A 20,342-nucleotide genomic window follows, 5' to 3' on the forward strand; every position below is an offset into this window, starting at 1 on the left:
TCACCATATCGCCCCAAAATTAATGCAGAAGCCCCTAGGAATTAATGTACTGCGCCGTATCGCATCAACTTTTCGATATTATGCACCAAGCAGAACATCTGCCACTGTCCCTGCACCTTGTGTTTTCCACGCAACGAGAAGCGACTCAGTCGCTTGTTTGTGCCAATATTACCGAAGACTGGCTCGACCACCGACATGCGATGACTGTAAATTGTCTTGCCTTCCACGCTATCGACCCGTCTTTTCATCCAGTCCGTTGCTGTTTTACCATTCGTCCAAGTAAAAGAGACTTGTCGTCCGTGGCCATCCCGGGTATCCGCCGATTCGGGATTGCGCATACATTGGCTTTTTAGCGGGCAGTGTCGACAGTCTGTGAGTCGCCCTTCAAAGTGAAGTTTTTGCTTCCCCTCGCTGACGCGCTCATCTCGGTAGAGCAACATTTCATTGCCGGCGGGGCAGATACAGGTCTTACTTCTTTTATTGAGTCTGAACTCGCTAGCGGGCAGAACCTGCTTAACGCCCTTTACCGTATCTTGGTGACGCTTACCGTGTTTTTCTTTTTGCTTGGCAAACGCCTTGTCGCGGGAACGGAACTGGTTGTCGGGAATGAAGGCATTGACACCTTCACTTCTCAGCATCTCGTTATTAGATTCACTTGAGAATCCGGTATCTGCGGTAACAATGACCTGGTCCGAAAGAATATCCTCGGCGATACCTGCGTTCCGATAACGCGTGTTAATGCCGTCAAGAATCGGCTTTAAGGTATGCGCTTCCTGCCCTTCCCCGAAGGCTTGCGCCTCCACGACAATCTGATGTTTCTTGTCGACCGCCGCAATTCCGTTATAGCCCTGGATGGTGCCTTTACTAGTCTTCATCTTGGCCGACTCGTTGTCGGTGATGTTACTTTTTACTTCTTTCGGTTTCTTGCCCTGCCCCATCCTTGGGGCTTGCGTCTTTAGGAAGTTGTCGATCTTTTCAAAGTGCTTCTCCAAGGTCTTCTGCGCCTGCTCGAGACGCTGCTTTCGCTCCCGTTCGGCGGGCTTCCTTCCATCCAGCTTCTTATGCTCTGAGAGACAATGACGGATCTTCTTGCGGATCTTCGCCTGCTTTTGCTCGAGCTCTTTAAAAGTTCCAGAGTGTGACTTGCTGGCATTCGACGACATCTTGCAGCCATCAATGGCAAAGAGTTCATTACCCAAAAGACCTTCCTGGTCGCAAACCATCAGCACCTGCTCAAAGACAGACTGTATGGCATCGGGATAACTACTGACAAAGCTGGCAATGCTGGTGAAGTGCGGCACGCTGTCACAGGACAGAGCTTTGAACAGTATATTATGCTCACACTGCCATTGGATCTCCCGGCTAGACGTGATGCCTTTGGAGTAAGCGAACAGGATAATCTTCAAGAGAATAGCCGGATCGTATGCAGACCGCCCACCACCTTCATTCTTGTACTTGTCGTAGAAAGCGGAAAGATTGATACGGTTATCGATCAGGTGATGCAGCGTGTACTCGAAGGTATTCGGCTGCAATTGATCTTCGAAATTGATTACAACCATTGTGTCCTGGCTGTAATTATAGGGCTTGAAGTTGGGCATGACGGGATCTCGGAACCGGGCCCGCAGATTTTATCAAAATCTACTAGGTTTTTAGAGTTTTTCTACAGCCTGAACGCCGCCAACAGGGGCGGCCAATGCTATTCACCTTTTGTGCAAAAATGGGCGCGCAGCGACTAGCACAAAAGGTGAATAGCGTTGGACGTCCCGCGGAGGGCCGAAGGCCCGGAGCAAACTGCTTGGCCTTGTTAAGCATTTGCCTGATGACCAAACCATTTTTCAGAAACCGGGGTAAAAAGAAAGCTGTAAATTGCTAAGTTAGCGATGAAAGTTATCCACATTGCCGGTGAACTTAAACCATTTAGAATGGTAACCATCAGACCAACAAACAGCAGTATAATTAGCCCGACACGAGCTATCTTTATTCTTTCTAATAAATATAAACCGCACCCTAATTTAAGCGCGAGCGCGAGATAAGCCCATATCTTCTGCAGCCAGATTGGAAAATTAGCAGACTCCAAGATCTTAACGGCTTCTGGGTGGTTAAATCCCCACGTCACCGAAAATCCTGCAACAACAGATGAAATGATAACGTACCAAGCTACAATTGTAATTCGTTTAGGTCTATTCATGTTTTAGATGCTTAACGCCCACGGCAGGGGCGGATTACCTTATGCGCGTTTTGCGCGAAAATGGGAGCGAAGCGACCCGCGTAAAACGTGCATAAGATAAGCCGACCCGCGGAGGCCCGAAGGGCCGGAGCATCACTGCCCGTGATTGTTAATGTTGGAGGCCTGAAAGTGACTTACCAACTTAAAGACCGCCGACCCTGAACTCGCAAATTACCAGCATACTGCGAGCGGCACGATTGGTTATACCGTACCACGCTTTCCCCTGGAGCGGCTCAAAGACCAAACGGGAATTCCCTACCCTACTTCTTCCGACGCCAGCGCGATCCATAAAGAATGGAAGCCACTACAGCCTATTAAAACCAACCGTCAATCCCTGCTAGCGATACGCTTTCTACAGCGTTGTAGGCCGCCGAATCGTTCATCAAGCGCACTGCAACCTTTTAGGCGGCGGCACGATGAACCTGAACATTAACGCCGCGATCAGCCGCGGCTTACTTTGTGTGCTTTTTGCACGAAAATAGGAGCGCAGCGACCGTGCAAAAAGTGCACAAAGTAAGACGTCGGCTGCATTGCATTGTTATGAGTTTTTCTTAGCACAGGAGCCAATCTCTGCCTTCTGCGCTCTGATCAGAACTCAAAAGGCGGACTTTTACCGCTGGATTTGAGCACATTAAATACTCAGAAAAATCTTTCGGAAAATTGCTTCCACAAACAGCTAATTTGCCAGTATCCAGCGCGCTAACCAACACATGTAATGTGTCCCAGTAGTCGTAGCGCTCCTTTGCGATGACAAGAACATTTGGTGAATGCCCATAAACGGCAACGCCACGTTCATTCTTACCTTTGAATACGCTTAGATCTTTTTTGGTATACGCCATACCTGGATCGATGGCAATTTCACACAAATATGGCGAAGCCGATGTCTTGTATTTGTGCATGACTAAATGGACTCATAACGCCCACGGCAGGGGCGGCTTACCTTATGCGCGTTTTGCGCGAAAATGGGAGCGAAGCGACCCGCGTAAAACGTGCATAAGGTAAGCCGTCCCGCGGAGGCCCGAAGGGCCGGAGCATCACTGCCCGTGATTGTTATGTGCGTCCAACGCTCGAAATAGAACCATGAGCTGAAGGGCCGCAATTACCACAAACAAGAAGCTCCAGAAATAGTAACTTGACTGAATCAACTTAGCCCCATTTGATATTTTCTTCTCAGCTTCCGCAAGCGATTTAAATTTCTCTGCAATCTGCGTATTTGTGTACTTTCCCAACTGAACTTCGGATGCCAAAGTAACGTATGATTCCTGCATCTCACCATTAGCTGAAAATACATTCCAATTTTCAGAACTTTTGACACATAGAAGAAGAACTAAGAATAGCGGCAGAAGTACCACTGCTAAAATTATTAATTTTTCTCGTTTCATGGCTCTATCACATAACGCCGCGCTCAGCCGCGGCTAACTTTGTGTACCTTATGCGCGATAATGGGAGCGAAGCGACCGCGCATAAAGTGCACAAAGTTAGACGTCGGCCTGCAGCGCATTGTTATACGGCCCCTGCGCTAGCTGCTTGTATCGGAGCTACTAAATCTGATGGATCTTCATAAAGAACTACTTCTTGGAGATCTGAATCAGTCTCAATTTTTACAACCCATTTAGCGCCCATAAACGCTAATTTCCACCAGAAACTAAGTTTTTCTACTTTTACAGATTTGACACTTTCGAGTGGAATGGAGATTTTTATCTCTTTTTCAAACATTGCCGCCGAACAATCACTTGGGCCATAAGACCAGTGAACGATCGATTCCCGATCTATATACAATGCCCCCGGCCTCGATCGAAAACACAAACCGTAATAAGCTCTACTCGTACCAAAGCTAACATTCTCCGGAATATTTCGCTCTTCTTTCCATTGCCTAAATTTTTCTTTTCCCATTAGTTTCAATGAAATTACTCCTTTACTTCATAGGCGTATAACGCCCAGCGCAGGCGCAGCCAGCGCGGAGCACGTTTTGTGTTAATGTTTGAGCGACAGCGAGTAACACAAAAGGTGCGTAGCGTTGGCTGTCGCTCTGCCGCTGTTTGTTATGCGGAACCACGCGCTCATTATTTCCACTTATACTTATTCTTCAAATAACGCATATACCATTTCCATAGCGGCTTAAGTTGCACAAATACAAGAGCAACAAAAAATGGTACCCATACAACAAACAAGACATAGAATGCAGAAAGAACTTTTCCTGACCCCCAAATAAGCAAACCTGCAACAAGTAGCACCGGTAAAGCGAACCATCTACTCATAAATAAAGCAATATACCTTTCATATTTCGTCGAAAAGTAAATGCAAGCAGGAATTCCAACCAAAAATATACCGAAAATAAAAACAAAGTAAAGAATTACATTAATTACTGAAACCACTTCCACTCTCAATTAAAGGAAAACTTATATTCAGGGAAAACTCGCATCGGAGAAACGCATAACGCCCGCATTTGCGGCGACTGAAGCGCAGCGTAAGGAGTCCGGCCGCGATAGCGGCGCACAACATGCGCTTGTTAATGTTGTGAACTGCCCAACCAACTATGAAATACGTTGTGTAGCGCAAGCGAAACCCCAGCCAACTAATTATTACCCGCAAGAATGCCGTACTAGGACAAACTGCGAAACTTACTTATCGTAGAACGAAACTGCTCAGCCCAACGCTGGCACAAAACCTAAACCCCGGAAACCGCGGCTTAATGCGATGAACCCGAACCTGGCACGCTGCCATCCAACACTTTTTGCAGAGCACATTAACGTCCAGCGCAGGCGCTGCCAACGCGGAGCATCTTTTGTGTTAATGTTTGAGCGACAGCGAGTAACACAAAAGGTGCGTAGTGTTGGCTGTCGCTCTGCCGCTGCTTGTTATACGCTTGGCCGAAGCCACACGAATGTTATTAGTGCTGGTAGTACCACAGAGACTACAACAACAAAAAATGCCATGAAACTAATTCTTCTAGGCTCCAGCATTGAGCTTTGGAGATCTGATGCTGAATGCCAGACAGTAACTTTTTTGCCTACAGGATAACTGGAGAGAACTTCGTTAACCTCAATTCCATAGCTAGACGGCATTACTCGATAACCAGTAAGCTCTTTTCCGCCAGCCACGTAGAAATATTCAATATCCCAGTGAGCTTGCCCTCCATAACGTCCCGACGACCACACCATTTCCGATTTAGTTATTACACCAGGCACTGGATTGCTAAAGTCACTTTTGATCCAGCTGTAGACTCCACTAAATGCTTTCCCTCCAGCTTCGCCTCCCCAAGCGAAAATCAAAAATGCTATTACTCCAAGTAGATACCTATTGTTCATATTTGCGTATAACGCCCAGCGCAGGCGCAGCCAGCGCGGAGCGCATTTTGTGTTAATGTTTGAGCGGCAGCGAGTAACACAAAAGGTGCGTAGCGTTGGCTGTCGCTCTGCCGCTGTTTGTTATGTGTGGACTGTGAATAACTGCTCATTAGCTGGCCACTCACCACCATATGTATAACACTCTAAGGTATCCAGGTAGCCAGAATTTAACCATAGTATGACACCTGCGCCCGCCTCTAAAGCAGGATGGGTAAGGTAAGCCCCTGGAAAATCTTCGAGCTTTAGTCTCTCTGTACGTAATTTTTCTGCGGACTCACTCACCTTAAATTTCGTGAATACTCCTACGCCGCTATAACTACGCTCTAGAATCTCTACTTGAGAAATCTGACTTTTAAGGATTTCTTTTTCAGGATCTTCTTGAATCAACAGATCGAATATTTTTTGTTCTAGAGGACTTAAATTCATACTGACACATAACGCCGTGCTCAGCGGCGGCTTACTTTATGCGCATTTTGCGCGAACATAGGAGCGCAGCGACCGCGCAAAAGGTGCATAAAGTAAGACGTCAGCTGCAGCACCTTGTTAGAGTTGGCGGACCTAGAACCTGGAATCGTTCTCGCAAGGAACACCATCATGGTCTCCGTCCATTTTTGTATTTGGGCAGTTATTTATAAAGAAAACCGCCTCCTCCCTGGATGTCATTTGACTACAATGCTGCCGTCCATCGCATTTGAAATTTTGATAGGAAGCTTGGCTACTGCGAATTTGCTCTTTTGGTGGGGATAGCTTAATTATCTCCATACCATCCACAGAACGCCCGACTGCTTCTGTTTCGTAATCGCCCCACCGATCGCCGTTAACGGCGAACTTGTCTTGATAAATTTTCCATCCGGTGAATGCCAGCAGAGCCAAAATTACTATTTTTTTCATTATTTACTACTCGAAACTCTAACGCCGCGCTCAGCCGCAGCTTACTTTGGGCGCTTTGTTGCGCAAAATAGGAGCGGAGCGACCGCGCAACAAAGTGCACAAAGTAAGATGTCGGCTGCAGCGCCTGGTTATGGCTGACGCGCTCCGAACTACCTACGCGCACCGAATGCGCCGAAGCTCCTTAAAAACGAGGAAAGAAATTCCAACTTCCCCCAACCAATTGTTTTCTTATTGGCACACCATCTTACTGCAGCGGAGTTGCCGTGTTTCCCATGAGATTAAACGAAAGCTCTAGGAACGAAACTGCTTAATTTTATCATGGCAGATAGCCAAATGCTGCGTGCCAAAATAGAGCTCTAAATTACACGCTGGCACAGACCACCATTTTTACAGCCCGGCACCATAACGCCGCCGGCAGGGGCAGCTTACCTTGTGCGCGTTTTGCGCGATAATGGGAGCGAAGCGACCCGCGGAAAACGTGTACAAGGTAAGCTGTCCCACGGAGGGCCGAAGGCCCGGAGTATTCTGCCCGGCTTGTTAATGTTTTATCTCGCTAGCTAGTAATTGGGGAAGTAGGATTCGTTGAACTGCTCTAGAAACTGGACTACGTCTTTTCTATTCAATTCTTGCCTTTCCTTTAGCGCCATATCCTTACAGACTCGGAGCAACTCAGACTTCTCGTTATTAGTACAATCTTCAAGTTCTGCGATCAAGTTTTCTGCGTTTTTTAATGCTGTATCCGGATCCAGAACGTTATCCTCAACCAGCTCAAAAAACATCAATGCCTGTATTACGGCTTTCGCAAGACTTTCCATTGCTACTCCTCAGACATTAACGCCCAGCGCAGGCGCAGCCAGCGCGGAGCACTTTTGTGTTAATGTTTGAGCGCAGCGAGTAACACAAAAGGTGCGTAGCGTTGGCTGTCGCTCTGCCGCTGATTGTTATGAATTATTTCTTGCTCGGGAGGTCAATTACTTTACCTGAGCCCGATGCTCCACCCTTTATCTCTTTAACTTTACTCAGTAAATGAGGAGACACGTTCCATTTTTGGCCGCCTTCCGTAATGACTGTGACCGTCTTTTTATTGTACTTTACTAACGTACCGATTTGGCGGCCGCGACCTGGAGGCTCAAAGCTAACCTTCTCTCCTGGATTGAACTGCATCATCTCTTTATGAGTGTGCATAGATTCAAGAAATTTCAGGCGCTCAACGATTCTTTGATTGAGAGCGATCAACTCATCTTCCGACAAACTGTCTATATCTATATTCATTGCTTTACTCGATACCGAGATTCATAACGCCCGCAACATGGGCGCCCAATGTTGTGCGCCTTTTGCGCAATAATGGGAGCGCAGCGACCGCGCAAAAGGTGCACAGCGTGGGGCGTCCCGCGCAGGCCCGAAGGGCCGGAGCACTCTTGCTTGCGCTTGTTAATGTTGGGCCAAATTTTGACCCGCTATATTTTACCTGGGCCTGAGCCGGCCACCGTATAGAACGAACAATAATAACATTTGCGGACACCTTTAAAACTAACGTGCGGTGCCGCCCTACTTGGCACAGAATTTCAGATTACCGATCGTGGGCGAAGCCGACGATGAACCTACCAGCGGCACGGCACAAATGGGGCTATTGAAAAGCATGACGAAGCCCGGCAGCAGAAGTCGAATGGTGGTTCCACGTTTTCACGTAACGGACTATTACCACAGAAGCATCCGCCACCACTTTTCCAAAGCCTAGGAACTTTGAATCTAAAACCCCTTCCACAGCTCTAAAAAACATTAACGCCCAGCGCAGGCGCAGCCAGTGTGGAGCGCATTTTGTGTTAATGTTTGAGCGCCAGCGAGTAACACAAAAGGTGCGTAGCGTTGGCTGTCGCTCTGCCGCTGTTTGTTATGTGTTTGAGCCATGGAAGGCCTCCCAGGCCAAGCTCTCTAGATCGCCACCACCTAGAATATTGCCATCCTCATCTTCAATCTTGAATTCCGCTTGCTTTTCTCCAATAGATGCACAGCCATCTAGCCCCAATAAAATTGTATATAGCGCGTCAGTCAGGATCTCTCCGGACAAATTCCGGACTAATGCAATTTGTTCTTCACTGAGCCCGGCACCTTTGAGTCCTTTGATTCTTGATATATCAGTATCTGAGGAGAAGTAGCTTTCTACCAACTGATGCTTAAGAATTTTGAACTCATTTATAAATTCTTCGTTTGTCATTGCTTACACATAACGCCCACGGCAGGGGCGGCTTACCTTATGCGCGATTTGCGCAAAAATGGGAGCGAAGCGACCGCGCAAAACGTGCATAAGGTAAGCCGTCCCGCGGAGGCCCGAAGGGCCGGAGCATCACTGCCCGTGATTGTTAATGTTGGGGGACTATAAGCGACTTACCAACTTTAAGACCACCAAACCTGGGCTCGCTCATTACTAGCATGCTACGAGCGGCACAATTGGTTGTACCCTACCACGTTTTCCCTAGAGCGGCTCAAAGGCCAAACAGGAAACCACCGCTCTACTTCTTCCGCCGCCTGCCCAAAATATAAAGAATGGAGGCCACTGCAGCGCATTTAAAACAACCATCAATCCCTGCTAGCGATAACGTTTCTACAGCGCCAGAGGCCGCCAAATCGCTCATCAAGCACGTTGCAATTTTCAGGCGGCGGCACGATGAACCTGAACATTAACGCCCAGCGCAGGCGCAGCCAGCGCGGAGCGCATTTTGTGTTAATGTTTGAGCGCCAGCGAGTAACACAAAAGGTGCGTAGCGTTGGCTGTCGCTCTGCCGCTGTTTGTTATGCATGATGCAGCTCCTGAAGCCTTTCAAGGACTGGATCCAGCCTCCTATTTTTTAGAATTTGCTCCCAAGATCCATCACAAAATCTTTCAGACCTGGCCGCAGCAGTTAAGGCCCACTTAATTTCTTCTGTGGTCGCGTTTTCAATTGAGGCTAGAATCCCGCTAATCTCGTTTGGCTGATATTCATATGCAACCCAAGGAGGAGACTGCAACAATTTCATGAAACTTGAGATTTCTTCCGGATAATTAGGGTATCCATCACTACGAGAGATCTCATGAACCGCTGAAACTGCTGCTTGATAGCTCAACACCAATTTCCATATATCCTCGATTTTCACTATCTCAACATTCCTTTGCATAACAGTTTTATTCATACGCCAAAGGCGTGTTTTCCCAACCCAATTATTTTTAGGCACCGAATTCAACGGTGGCAATAAATCACTGTAAAATCAATATTTTGCAAACCATTCTGCAAATTTCCGCCCAGAGAATGCAGCCAATGGCTTTTGTTCTTATTTTCTAAATGGCACTTTTTAGGTTCGATTAAATATATAGATATCAACGAGTTAGCCTATCCCATTCCCTGCACACACGCCATAGGCTGCTGATCTCGGTCAAATATTTCTTTCTGACACCATAATGCGGATATTATTTAACCAGATCCACAAAAAAAGCCGGCCTCAGGTGCTGGGGCCGGCTTGTCGCGCTCAGGTGAAGCGTGGCGCTGCGGTTATACCGCACCCTCTTCTATTTTGTGCTTCCAGATTACCGGGCCGGTGTTGTGCACTGACTCACCATTACTGTCCACCGCCACTGTGACCGGCATATCTTCCACTTCAAATTCGTAGATGGCTTCCATCCCCAGCTCCGGGAAAGCGATAACCTTTGCGTCCTTGATAGCCTGGGCCACCAGGTATGCAGCACCGCCGACAGCCATCAGATAGACAGCTTTGTTATCTCGAATAGCTTCAATTGCGGTTGGGCCGCGTTCGGCTTTTCCGATCATCCCCAGCAGGCCAGTTTCTTCCAGCATGGTACGGGTAAACTTGTCCATACGGGTAGCAGTAGTAGGACCGGCGGGGCCAACAACCTCTTCACGAACGGGATCCACTGGGCCCACGTAGTAGATAAAACGGCCGGTCAGGTCTACCGGCAGCTTTTCGCCTTTGGCCAGGATGTCGACCATTTTTTTATGCGCAGCGTCGCGGCCTGTAAGCATCTTACCGTTCAGCAACAATGTGTCACCGGGCTGCCAGCTGAGTACGTCTTCTGCGGTCACTTCATCCAGATTGACACGACGGGTATTTCCGCCGGCTTCACGGGTGATTTCCGGCCAGTCTTCCAACTTTGGAGGAGTCTGGCGCGTTGCGCCGGAACCATCCAGGGTAAAGTGGGTGTGACGGGTAGCGGCACAGTTGGGGATGATGGCTACCGCTTTGTTCGCCGCGTGGGTAGGAAAGTCCTTGACCTTCACATCCAACACAGTGGTAAGGCCTCCCAGGCCCTGGGCGCCAATGCCTAACTTGTTCACCTTGTCGAACAGCTCCAGGCGCAGCTCTTCAGCACGATTGGAAGCGCCACGCTCCTGCAGGTCTTGGATGTCGATCGGATCGAGAAGGGACTCCTTGGCCAGCAGCATCGCTTTCTCGGCTGTGCCGCCTACACCAATACCCAGCATGCCCGGCGGGCACCAGCCGGCACCCATTTTGGGCACCATTTCCAGAACCCAATCCACGACGGAGTCGGAGGGGTTCAGCATGGCAAATTTGCTCTTCGCTTCGGAGCCGCCACCTTTCGCTGCCACATACACATCAACGGTGTCGCCGGGGACGATTTCGTAATGGATGACCGCGGGGGTATTGTCGCCAGTATTCTTACGTGCGCCATCCGGGTCTGCCAGGATAGACGCACGCAGTACGTTATCCGGATTGTTGTAGGCGCGGCGGACACCTTCGTTGACCATGTCGGTCACGCTCATTTCCGCGTCCCACTGCACGTTCATGCCCACTTTCAGTTTCACGGTCACGATACCGGTGTCCTGACAGATGGGGCGGTGGCCCTGTGCACACATGCGGGAGTTGATCAGGATCTGCGCCATGGCGTCTTTCGCCGCCGGGTTGGCTTCCTTTTCGTAGGCCTTGTTGAGGGCCTGGATAAAGTCCTGTGGGTGGTAGTAAGAAATGAACTGCAGCGCGTCGGCCACGCTGTCGATCAGGTCGTCCTGGCGGATAATCGTCATTGCCGGCTCCGGTTGTCTCTCGTCTCGAAGGCGGCGATTTTACACGAAATGGCTTGGGGTGTTGGGCGAGACGATATGAAGGGAGGCAGAAACTACCTGCCTGAATGACGCCGATGAAAATGAGAATGATTAACGGCGGACTCCACCGCCGTTAATCCTTTTGAATCCTAATATTTGAACCCTGCCTGACGCCTGATTGACGCCCCGTTCAGGGCACGGATATCAGGGCGCCGAGGCTGTGGTAGAGCTGGATTGCAGGCTGCGAATAGCATCACGCAGCTGGACCAGATCCTTGTTCACGGTACGACGGTAGCTGTCGATAGACTGCACAGCTTCTTCGTTGGCACCCACGCGTGCGGTCAGATCGGCACGCACGGAATTCAGCTGCCGCTCGATGCTCGCCACCTTATCTTTAGTTTCGCGCGACGCGGTTACCGTAGACTCTTTCAACTTGCTGATCTCGCTCTCAAGTGCAGCGACTTTTTTCAGACTGCTCTCAAAGCCCTTGACCCTGCTGGAAAGAGCGGCCACTTCTTTCTTGGCAGCGTCGGCGGTCGCCTTGTTCGCGGCAATGCTCTTGCGATTGGTGTCGTATGACACGCCCCACAGCTTGCGGATTTCGGAGGCATTCTCCTTCACTTTCGCGTTGAGAACTTCCACAGACGCAGCAGACTCCTCCCCAGACATTTCAAACCGCTTCTCAAGTTGCACGATTCGCGCGTCTGCATCTTTCAACTGAGCCACAGTTTCCTGCCACTGGGTATACAGAAAGCCGGCCCCGCCCAGACCGGCCAGTGCCAGCATCAGCGCCACGATCGCCAGAAATGAAGAACCACCCCCACTGCCCGCCTCAGTCACAGGCTCTGGCGCGACAGGCTGGGCAGGCCCACGGCGACCGCCGATCGGCCCGTTGGGGATTTGAGGGTCCATAGAAGATGAACTGCTGCCATCGAATGTGGGCTCTCTGCGTTGCATGCTGTTGATCCTGCGTTGGCTCGGCCTTTGAGGCCGGCGTGGGAAACCGATTTTGGAGATGAAAACTGCGGCAGTTATACCAAAAATTGACGAAAAAGTAAGCGGGTTCAGTTATCAGAATAGGACACCAGGGACCGGACATGGTTCGCCATTGAGAATCATTCGCAGCACTTAATTACAGTTACCGTGTCTTTAGCGACATTTGAGCCGTTTTCGGCCTGTCCGATGGCTTAATAATGACATCAAGCGCGTGTAGAATGCGTGCCACCAACAACTGACCTGCTACTGTACTTGGGTCGGTACAGGTCCCAGACAAAGGAAGGAATATCACATGGCACATGTTCTCCCCGAACTCCCCTATGCTATGGACGCGCTGCAGCCGCACATCTCCAAAGAGACTCTGGAATTCCACTACGGCAAGCACCACAAAACCTACGTCGACAAGCTGAACGGCCTGCTGGAAGGCACTCCGGAAGCCGACAAGTCCCTGGAAGAAGTGATCAAATCTTCCTCCGGCGGCGTTTTCAATAACGCAGCGCAGATCTGGAACCACACCTTTTACTGGAACTGCCTGAGCCCGAATGGCGGTGGCGCCGCTACCGGCGCGGTAGCCGAAGCGATCAACGCAGCCTTTGGTTCTTTCGACAAGTTCAAAGAAGAATTCACCACAAGCGCTGTGAACAACTTTGGTTCCGGCTGGACCTGGCTGGTGAAGAAATCCGACGGCTCGGTCGCCATCGTCAACACCTCCAACGCCGAGACCCCGCTGACCGACGACAGCGTCACCCCGCTGCTGACCTGTGACGTATGGGAACACGCCTACTACATCGACTACCGCAACGCGCGTCCGAAGTACATGGAAGCCTTCTGGGCACTGGTCAACTGGGACTTCGTGAATCAGAACTTTGCCTGATCACTGAGTTAATTCCAGTTAGACCAAAAGCGGGCCCATGGCCCGCTTTTTTGTGCCCGTCATTCACAATAACCTCACCACCACTTTCGCCGAAAAAATGACCACCCGGCCATTAGATTTGCAACCACCGCAGCTTCTGGTTACAACACCACTTCCCTAAATTCATTCACTGACGCTGAGATAACACCATGAAGCTCAAGTTGACTCTGCTGGCGGCCGCCATAAGCGCGCTTGCCATATCAGGTTGTGACCAGAAACCAACAACAGAACAGGCGGATTCCACCCCGACCGCAACCACCGAAGCAGCGCCGACAACGGACCAACCCAGCGTCACCGGGTCAGCAGGCAACCCGGAAGTCATCGCGAAAACCAACGCGCTGTTTGAAGAGCAGTTCCAAACGCACGTGAATCGCAGCCCTGAATTCAAAACGTTCTTGGGCATTAAAGAGGATTACGGCAAATGGGACGATATCTCTCCCCGCTTTGAAAAAGAAACCCATGAAATCAATAAGCGGCAATTGGAAACACTGAAAAAAATTGATCCAGACCAGCTCGACGACGCCACCCGACTGTCTCTGGAGCTGGCCATCCGCAACCTGGAGCAGGACATCGAGAGCTGGAAGTGGCGCCTGCACACCTACCCGGTCAACCAGATGTATGCCGCGCACACCAGCGTCGCTTCGCTGCTGATCAACCAGCACCGGGTGGACGATGCATCCGATGCAGAAGCGTACATCTCCCGTCTGAACGGCTTGCCCGCCTATTTCGACCAACTGATTGAAAACCTGAAGGAGCGGGCTGATAAGGGCGTAATCGTTCCCAAGTTTGTATTCCCCTACATTATCAGCGACGGAAAAAACCTGATTACCGGCGCCCCCTACGACGACGGTAAAGACAGCACCCTATACGCCGACTTTAAAGGCAAAGTAGACAAGCTGGAAATCAGCGAGGAGGAAAAGTCCGCGCTGATCGAGCAGGCAAAGTCCGCCATGCTGGAAAGCGTCAAGCCGGCCTATGAAAACCTGATCAGCTATCTGGGTGAGCTGGAGAAAAAAGCCACCACCGACGACGGCGTCTGGAAGCTGCCAGACGGCGACGCCTTCTATCAGCATCGCCTGAACGTATACACCACCACCGATATGAGTGCCGAGGAAATCCACCAGAAGGGTCTCGAGGAAGTGGAGCGCATTCACAACGAAATGCGCGAAATCATGCAAAAAGTGAAGTTTGACGGCAACCTGCAGGAATTCTTCGAATTCATGCGTACCGACGAACAGTTCTACTACCCGGAAACGGAAGAAGGCAAGCAGCGCTACCTGAAGGAAGCCACAGCATTGATCGATACCATGAGGGGGCGCCTGGACGAGCTGTTTATTACAAAGCCCAAAGCCGACCTGGTGGTAAAAGCGGTAGAGCCTTTCCGCGAGAAATCCGCGGGCAAAGCCTTCTATCAGCGCCCGGCACCGGATGGCTCACGCCCGGGCATCTATTACGCCAATCTGTACAAAATGAGCAGCATGCCGGTGTACCAGATGGAGGCATTGGCCTACCACGAAGGGATTCCCGGCCACCATATGCAGCTATCGATCATGCAGGAGCTGGAAAATGTTCCCAGTTTCCGCAAATTCGGGGGCTACACCGCCTACACCGAAGGCTGGGGGCTTTATTCCGAGCTGGTACCGAAAGAAATCGGTTTCTACCAGGACCCCTACTCCGACTTCGGTCGCCTCGCCATGGAGCTGTGGCGCGCCTGCCGTTTGGTTGTTGACACCGGCCTGCACAGCAAGAAATGGACCCGCGAAGAAACCATCAAGTGGCTGGCTGAAAACAGCCCCAACCCCCACGGCGACGTGGTAAAGGCTATCGAACGCTATATCGTGATGCCCGGGCAGGCCACCGCCTACAAGATTGGCATGATGAAGATTGTCGAGCTGCGTGAAAACGCCAAACAGTCACTGGGAGACGCATTCGATATTCGGGAATTCCACGATGTGGTGCTGGCAAATGGTGCCGTGCCGCTGGATGTGCTGGAAGAGCTGGTGAACAATTGGGTTGAAGAGAAAAAAGGAAACTGACACCCAGCCCTAGACAATCAGTCTTACAATTCGAGAAAAGCCGGGACTCCAGCGCCCGGCTTTTCTTTTTTCCGCCTTTTCTTTCAGCGGATGCAATTTACAATAGTGCCGCGTCCGCAGGCAGGGCAAGCTGGCGACAACAACAAAAACGGTATCAAACTGGAACATTAAAATGGATTTTCGGCTACTCAAACTCCCCCTGTGGTTACTCGCTGGCGGCGGCCTGGTACTGACCGGCTGTACGCTCGCTCATAAGCTGTTCGAGCCCAACATCACCCGGGAGGAAATTACCGAGATCCGCTACCTGGACCAGGGCTGGACAGACGAGGACCGTCAGCTTTTTTACAATACCCCTCAGGGCACTGAACTTCAGGGGCTTCACTATGCCTGGTTACAGGCACTGGAGCTTCCTTTCTCCAGGGAAAAACTGGCCAGCGCAGATAATATGCGCGGCTGGGGTTTCATCATCGATCCGGTTCACAGCCCAAAATCCAATGCCGGAGCAATCTACCCGGTGGGCATGGGCAGCCACCAGAATCCCGAAGACGGCTCACGGCGATTGGACCTGGGCTGCGCCTTGTGCCACACCGGCGAACTGCACTACCGGGGCACCGCGCTGCGCATCGACGGCGGTCAGGCAATTCACGGTATGTCCACCAGCGGCTTTGGTGAGTTTATCCACTCCCTCGGTGCCACCACAGCGGAGATGCAGGTCAACCTGCTTAAATGGAACCGCTTTGCCGATGAGATCGCCGGTGACGACCAACAAGCGCGCGCGCAGTTGAGGCGAGACTTTTCCGCCTTTCGCAAACGTTTTTTTGAATTCGCCAAAGGGCCGGGGCGGAGTAGCAATTTTCCGGTTGCAGAAGGTCGCGGTCGCACCGATGCGGTAGGCCGAATTGGCAACGTGGTCTTCGGCTACAACCTGGGAATCGAAGACAACTATCAAGAAGCCAATGCCCCGGTCAGTTACCCCTTCCTGTGGGATATCTGGCGCTTCGACTGGGTGCAGTACACCGGCTTCACCAACCAGGCCATGGCCCGCAATGTAGGCGAGGCCCTGGGAGTTATGGCACCGGTCAAACTGATCGATGAAAACGGTGCGCTTCTGCCGGAGGGAGAGTTTGGTACGTCCACTATTGATGTGGAGGGTATGCAGTGTATTGAAACCACCCTGCGTAAACTGCGCCCCCCCAAGTGGCCGGAAGAGGTGCTGGGAGAAATCAATATCACCCGCGCCCGACAAGGCAAAAACCTGTTCGCCGATCAATGCGCCCATTGCCACGGACCCCATATCTCCGAGCCCTATCAATGGCCGCTGGCCGCAGGCCCCACCGACAACCCGGCCCGCCAGCGCGATGTCAACTGGCAGTGGGACATGTCCGGCCAGGTTGGCTATGACGCTGACAACCGCCCGGTACGCCAAGACTGGCGGGAATCCATCTGGGCCATTCCGTGGATCGACATCAGCGTGATCGGTACCGACCCGACCGCAGCAACCAATTTTGTAGAACATACCTTTGACCCGGGTCCGCTGGTTGCACGCGACCCGACAGCACCAGAGAATTCTGCCCAACGCCGCGTCAATGCGGGCGACGGTTTGCAACTACTGATCAATAAACTGGTTCCGGTTCTGTATAAAAACCGTGAGATTTCCAGCGACGGCAACGCAATCGCCGACTACGACGGATTGAATGTGCCCTTCCGCATCGTCAACAAGGCGGCCTATAAAGCACGCCCGCTACACGGGGTCTGGGCCACGCCGCCCTTCCTGCACAATGGATCCGTTCCCACCATCTACGACCTGCTGTCCCCCAGGGAAGCGCGTCCGGTGCGGTTTGGTATTGGCCACCGGGAATACAACCCGCAAAAGCTGGGTTATGTAACCGATTTGCGCCCGGGGAACTTTGCATTCGACACCCGCGAAACCGGCAACAGCAACAGCGGCCACCTGTTTACGGATGCCGACGAGCCCGGGCGTATCGGCCGACGCTTTAAAGAAAGCGAACGCCTGGCACTCATTGAATACCTGAAGGTTATGGGCAACCCGGACTATGCCGAGCGCCTCAGCGGAGATCCGCAAAACTGGGCGCAATACCCGGAGCCGCCGGCCAGTGCCATTGGCGAACAGGCCTGTGCTCCGTACCGCCACAGCGGCGCCCCACAATTGGCAAGCCAACACGGGAACCGGGAGACGAGACGGTGATCTCACGCTTTCTACTGGCGGCGGGGGTCGCCCTCGGCCCGCTTACATTGACCGCCCATGAGCAACCACAGGCACTCGCCCCGTCCCCCACCGGTCTGGAATCTCTCGACGTGGATACACTGGGAATGGACATCCCCGACGATGAGCTGGAGGCCATTGTCTCGGCCATTCAGTCCGCGCGGGCCATCTCCACCGCCGCTCACAAGCTGAACAGCCCAAGGTATGGCAATCACTACCGCCGCGACGCCCATGCCAAAGCCACCGGTTGTGTGCGGGCGGAATTTGAAATCAATGGCGACATTCCAAGCCGCTTCCAACATTCGATTTTTTCCGAACCGGGGCGCAGCTATCGGGCCTGGATCCGCTTTTCCAATGGCGATATGCAGGTGCAGCCCGACGGTCACGGAGACGCCCGCGGCATGGCAATCAAGGTGATGGATACCGGCGGGGCCCCGATCGCACCGGAGCTGCCTCAAGGTGAATCCGCGAACCAGGATTTCATCATGACCAACACCCCGGCATTTTTTAATCGCAACATATTCGATTACGCGGAGAATATGCAGCACCTCGCCAAAATGGACCGGAGCGCCTGGTTTTTCAGCCTGTGGCCTCCCCGTCTGCACCCGAAAGAAATGTGGCGGGCCTACCAGACAGTATCTTCCACCATTGATACCCCACTAGCCGAGCAATACTTTTCCATGTTGCCCTACCGCCTCGGAAAATCAGCCATCAAATTCTCCACGCGCCCCTGCGCCGGCAGTGACTTCACTGATGCTCGCGCCAACACACAGCGCGGCGACAACTACCTCACCGAGCAGATGGCCCAAGTCCTCGACAGTAAAAGTGCCTGCTTCGACTTTTTGCTACAACCGCGAGCTAGCGGTGCCGCGGAATCGGAAATGCCACTGGATGACGGCACGGCAATCTGGAAAGAATCAATGTCGCCATTCATCCCCGTCGCCCGTGTGTATATTCCACCACAGGATTTTGCCAGTGAGGGGCAGGACGCATTTTGTGAAAACATATCCATGAACCCCTGGCGAGGGGTGGGAGAATGGGAACCTCTCGGCAGCCTGAACCGGGCAAGGCGACTGGTGTACCACGCGGTATCGGACTTTCGACACCGGAAAAACGACACCCACTATCAAGAGCCGGAAAACTGGTGTATCCCGAAGCCCGGAGCACCATGCCCGGGCTCACAGGGGCTCAACATCCGCAAACCGCGCTGGCCGCTACCGCGATGTTTCGACCAGCACTTCCGTCCAAAAAATGGGAGTGAAGTCAACAGCCAGTGCGGCGGCTACGGTATGGATACCCGATCACTGGATGACACCACAGGCGATGCGCGCGCCACCGCCACCTAGCGGCTTTGGCTGATCAGAGTAATTGTCACCGCCCGCGTGTACCATCAATGCGCGCCCCTTAAGGTCGGACTTTTTCAACCGCGGGGCCAGCACCGGTGTCATCGCCTTGCCATCGCTATCGACATACAGCGCTGGCAGGTCACCCAGATGGCCATCTCCCCAGGGCATGCCGTGCTTGCCGGTGTTCTGCGGATCGTAATGACTGCCCGCTGCCAGTCCCGGTACCATCTCACCCTCTTTCTCGGCGGGTTCACAACTCCCGTTCTCATGTAAATGAAAGCCGTGTAATCCCTTTGGCAGCCCATCCAGCTTGGGCGTAAACACCAGACCGTAGGCGGTTTCCGTGACGGTGACGGTACCGAGCATGGTGCCGACACCGGCTTTATCCAGTTTCAGCACAGTCACCACCGTATCCGCCGCTGCGGGCAATGCCAGACCACAGCACATCACAGAAAGGGCGATCTTTTTGAAGATTCGGGACAAGAGGCACCTCCTTCAGACCACCAATAGATTTGGTGGCGCCAGAATTTACACTATCTGTATCAGTGTAGAAGGAAATGCCAGGCTGTCAGTCGCTCAGATATTGAGAACCTGCTTGACGAAAGGAATGGTAATTTTGCGCTGAGCCTGTAGAGATGCGCGGTCCAGCTGCTCCAACAGGGTGAACAGCGCACGGGTATTGCGCGGCGCCCGATGCAGAATATACAGCGCGACATCTTCCGGCAGGTCAAACCCACGTAGCTTGCTGCGGCGCACCAGAGCCGCCACCTTGTCGCTGTCACTCAACGGGTGCAACTGGAAAGTCAGTCCCCACTGCAGCCGGGACTTCAGATCCGCCAGCGCCAGCGGCAAACCGCGCGGGGACAGGCGGGCCCCCAGCAGCAACTGTTTACCACTGTCCCGCAGCCGGTTGTAGAGGTGGAACAGGGCGGTCTGCCAGTCGGCGCGCCCCTCAATCTGCTGTAGGTCGTCGATGCACACCAGATCCAGGCACTCCAACCCTTCCACAATGGCTTCCGGGTCGTTGTCGATCAGGTCCCCCAGGGGAAGGTACTGAAAACTGCGGCCACTCGCCTCCGCAACCTGACAGGCAGACTGCAACAGATGAGTCACCCCACTGCCCGGTTCACCCCACAGATAAACCACCTGCTCGGGACTCTGCCCGCAGGCGAAGGCATTCAGCATGCCCACAACCTGCCGGTTGCCGTCATCGGGAGACTGGAAAAAGTTGGCGAACGTCGCATCGTCCCTGAGGGAAACACCCAGGGGTAATTGCTGCGGGACGCCACCGGATTGGCTACTTCCAGACAC

Annotated in this window: 20 protein-coding genes; 4 read left to right on the forward strand and 16 right to left on the reverse strand. The window is 52.3% G+C overall.

Features of this window, described 5'->3' with window-relative positions:
* Positions 1 to 41: 41 nt before the first annotated feature.
* From AU11_RS05905 to AU11_RS05955, 14 genes are all read right to left on the reverse strand, one after another.
* Positions 42 to 1,598 carry an IS1182 family transposase gene (locus AU11_RS05905; protein WP_043315428.1) on the reverse strand — a complete coding sequence of 519 codons (1,557 nt, stop codon included), beginning with the start codon at positions 1,596 to 1,598 and terminating at the stop codon, positions 42 to 44.
* A gap of 206 nt (positions 1,599 to 1,804) precedes the next feature.
* Positions 1,805 to 2,188, reverse strand: coding sequence for a hypothetical protein (locus AU11_RS05910; RefSeq protein WP_156035155.1), 384 nt, complete (start codon positions 2,186 to 2,188; stop codon positions 1,805 to 1,807).
* Positions 2,189 to 2,778: 590 nt separating this feature from the next.
* Positions 2,779 to 3,126: a hypothetical protein gene (locus AU11_RS18265; protein ID WP_156035157.1), complete on the reverse strand. Its 348-nt coding sequence runs from the start codon at positions 3,124 to 3,126 to the stop codon at positions 2,779 to 2,781.
* Positions 3,127 to 3,261: 135 nt separating this feature from the next.
* Positions 3,262 to 3,609 (reverse strand): hypothetical protein, encoded by a 348-nt coding sequence (locus AU11_RS05915; RefSeq protein WP_156035159.1) that lies wholly within the window; start codon positions 3,607 to 3,609, stop codon positions 3,262 to 3,264.
* Between the two features lie 121 nt (positions 3,610 to 3,730).
* Positions 3,731 to 4,129 (reverse strand): hypothetical protein, encoded by a 399-nt coding sequence (locus tag AU11_RS18270; protein ID WP_156035161.1) that lies wholly within the window; start codon positions 4,127 to 4,129, stop codon positions 3,731 to 3,733.
* Between the two features lie 956 nt (positions 4,130 to 5,085).
* Complete coding sequence (locus tag AU11_RS18030; protein WP_081847960.1) at positions 5,086 to 5,535, reverse strand: DUF3592 domain-containing protein; 450 nt, start codon at positions 5,533 to 5,535, stop codon at positions 5,086 to 5,088.
* 120 nt (positions 5,536 to 5,655) lie between these two features.
* Positions 5,656 to 6,000 (reverse strand): hypothetical protein, encoded by a 345-nt coding sequence (locus AU11_RS05920; protein ID WP_043317155.1) that lies wholly within the window; start codon positions 5,998 to 6,000, stop codon positions 5,656 to 5,658.
* A 132-nt stretch (positions 6,001 to 6,132) separates the two neighbouring features.
* Entirely contained in the window at positions 6,133 to 6,465 is a 333-nt protein-coding gene (locus AU11_RS05925; protein WP_043317156.1) for an excalibur calcium-binding domain-containing protein, read from the reverse strand.
* A gap of 557 nt (positions 6,466 to 7,022) precedes the next feature.
* Complete coding sequence (locus AU11_RS05930; RefSeq protein ID WP_043317157.1) at positions 7,023 to 7,280, reverse strand: hypothetical protein; 258 nt, start codon at positions 7,278 to 7,280, stop codon at positions 7,023 to 7,025.
* A 133-nt stretch (positions 7,281 to 7,413) separates the two neighbouring features.
* A complete protein-coding gene (locus tag AU11_RS05935) occupies positions 7,414 to 7,737 on the reverse strand; it encodes a hypothetical protein (protein WP_043317158.1) in 324 nt (107 codons plus the stop codon).
* Between the two features lie 619 nt (positions 7,738 to 8,356).
* Positions 8,357 to 8,680, reverse strand: a complete 324-nt coding sequence (locus tag AU11_RS05940; protein WP_043317160.1) for a hypothetical protein — start codon at positions 8,678 to 8,680, stop codon at positions 8,357 to 8,359.
* Positions 8,681 to 9,255: 575 nt separating this feature from the next.
* A complete protein-coding gene (locus tag AU11_RS05945; protein WP_156035163.1) occupies positions 9,256 to 9,597 on the reverse strand; it encodes a DUF6508 domain-containing protein in 342 nt (113 codons plus the stop codon).
* A gap of 392 nt (positions 9,598 to 9,989) precedes the next feature.
* Positions 9,990 to 11,498 carry a fumarate hydratase gene (locus AU11_RS05950; protein ID WP_043317164.1) on the reverse strand — a complete coding sequence of 503 codons (1,509 nt, stop codon included), beginning with the start codon at positions 11,496 to 11,498 and terminating at the stop codon, positions 9,990 to 9,992.
* A 222-nt stretch (positions 11,499 to 11,720) separates the two neighbouring features.
* Complete coding sequence (locus tag AU11_RS05955; protein WP_043317166.1) at positions 11,721 to 12,473, reverse strand: hypothetical protein; 753 nt, start codon at positions 12,471 to 12,473, stop codon at positions 11,721 to 11,723.
* Between the two features lie 331 nt (positions 12,474 to 12,804).
* Here AU11_RS05955 and AU11_RS05960 point away from each other — a divergent pair, with 331 nt between their 5' ends.
* From AU11_RS05960 to AU11_RS05975, 4 genes are all read left to right on the forward strand, one after another.
* The gene (locus AU11_RS05960; protein ID WP_043317168.1) at positions 12,805 to 13,386 is read left to right on the forward strand and encodes a superoxide dismutase; all 582 of its coding nucleotides are present in this window, start codon (positions 12,805 to 12,807) and stop codon (positions 13,384 to 13,386) included.
* A 188-nt stretch (positions 13,387 to 13,574) separates the two neighbouring features.
* Positions 13,575 to 15,461 (forward strand): DUF885 family protein, encoded by a 1,887-nt coding sequence (locus tag AU11_RS05965; RefSeq protein WP_043317170.1) that lies wholly within the window; start codon positions 13,575 to 13,577, stop codon positions 15,459 to 15,461.
* A 172-nt stretch (positions 15,462 to 15,633) separates the two neighbouring features.
* On the forward strand, positions 15,634 to 17,667 hold the full coding sequence (locus AU11_RS05970) for a di-heme-cytochrome C peroxidase (RefSeq protein WP_043317172.1): 2,034 nt from the start codon (positions 15,634 to 15,636) through the stop codon (positions 17,665 to 17,667).
* Positions 17,664 to 19,031, forward strand: coding sequence for a catalase family protein (locus tag AU11_RS05975; protein WP_231491598.1), 1,368 nt, complete (start codon positions 17,664 to 17,666; stop codon positions 19,029 to 19,031). Before AU11_RS05970 ends, AU11_RS05975 begins: the two co-directional genes overlap by 4 nt.
* On the opposite strand, the gene sodC is transcribed toward AU11_RS05975, so the two are convergent.
* Both sodC and hda read right to left on the reverse strand, forming a co-directional pair.
* Positions 18,987 to 19,514: a superoxide dismutase [Cu-Zn] SodC gene (gene sodC, locus AU11_RS05980; protein WP_304412651.1), complete on the reverse strand. Its 528-nt coding sequence runs from the start codon at positions 19,512 to 19,514 to the stop codon at positions 18,987 to 18,989. The two genes, AU11_RS05975 and sodC, sit on opposite strands and share 45 nt — an antisense overlap.
* A gap of 93 nt (positions 19,515 to 19,607) precedes the next feature.
* Positions 19,608 to 20,342, reverse strand: coding sequence for a DnaA regulatory inactivator Hda (gene hda / locus AU11_RS05985; protein ID WP_043317174.1), 735 nt, complete (start codon positions 20,340 to 20,342; stop codon positions 19,608 to 19,610).

Source organism: Microbulbifer sp. HZ11 (assembly GCF_000708675.1).
In the GTDB taxonomy this organism is placed as follows: domain Bacteria; phylum Pseudomonadota; class Gammaproteobacteria; order Pseudomonadales; family Cellvibrionaceae; genus Microbulbifer.

Bases quoted from the DNA above. Each gene is read 5' to 3' on its own strand.
- AU11_RS05905 (WP_043315428.1), bottom strand. From the start codon at position 1,598: ATGCCCAACTTCAAGCCCTATAATTACAGCCAGGACACAATGGTTGTA.
- AU11_RS05910 (WP_156035155.1), bottom strand. From the start codon at position 2,188: ATGAATAGACCTAAACGAATTACAATTGTAGCTTGGTACGTTATCATT.
- AU11_RS18265 (WP_156035157.1), bottom strand. From the start codon at position 3,126: ATGCACAAATACAAGACATCGGCTTCGCCATATTTGTGTGAAATTGCC.
- AU11_RS05915 (WP_156035159.1), bottom strand. From the start codon at position 3,609: ATGAAACGAGAAAAATTAATAATTTTAGCAGTGGTACTTCTGCCGCTA.
- AU11_RS18030 (WP_081847960.1), bottom strand. From the start codon at position 5,535: ATGAACAATAGGTATCTACTTGGAGTAATAGCATTTTTGATTTTCGCT.
- AU11_RS05920 (WP_043317155.1), bottom strand. From the start codon at position 6,000: ATGAATTTAAGTCCTCTAGAACAAAAAATATTCGATCTGTTGATTCAA.
- AU11_RS05925 (WP_043317156.1), bottom strand. From the start codon at position 6,465: ATGAAAAAAATAGTAATTTTGGCTCTGCTGGCATTCACCGGATGGAAA.
- AU11_RS05930 (WP_043317157.1), bottom strand. From the start codon at position 7,280: ATGGAAAGTCTTGCGAAAGCCGTAATACAGGCATTGATGTTTTTTGAG.
- AU11_RS05935 (WP_043317158.1), bottom strand. From the start codon at position 7,737: ATGAATATAGATATAGACAGTTTGTCGGAAGATGAGTTGATCGCTCTC.
- AU11_RS05940 (WP_043317160.1), bottom strand. From the start codon at position 8,680: ATGACAAACGAAGAATTTATAAATGAGTTCAAAATTCTTAAGCATCAG.
- AU11_RS05950 (WP_043317164.1), bottom strand. From the start codon at position 11,498: ATGACGATTATCCGCCAGGACGACCTGATCGACAGCGTGGCCGACGCG.
- AU11_RS05955 (WP_043317166.1), bottom strand. From the start codon at position 12,473: ATGCAACGCAGAGAGCCCACATTCGATGGCAGCAGTTCATCTTCTATG.
- AU11_RS05960 (WP_043317168.1), top strand. From the start codon at position 12,805: ATGGCACATGTTCTCCCCGAACTCCCCTATGCTATGGACGCGCTGCAG.
- AU11_RS05965 (WP_043317170.1), top strand. From the start codon at position 13,575: ATGAAGCTCAAGTTGACTCTGCTGGCGGCCGCCATAAGCGCGCTTGCC.
- AU11_RS05970 (WP_043317172.1), top strand. From the start codon at position 15,634: ATGGATTTTCGGCTACTCAAACTCCCCCTGTGGTTACTCGCTGGCGGC.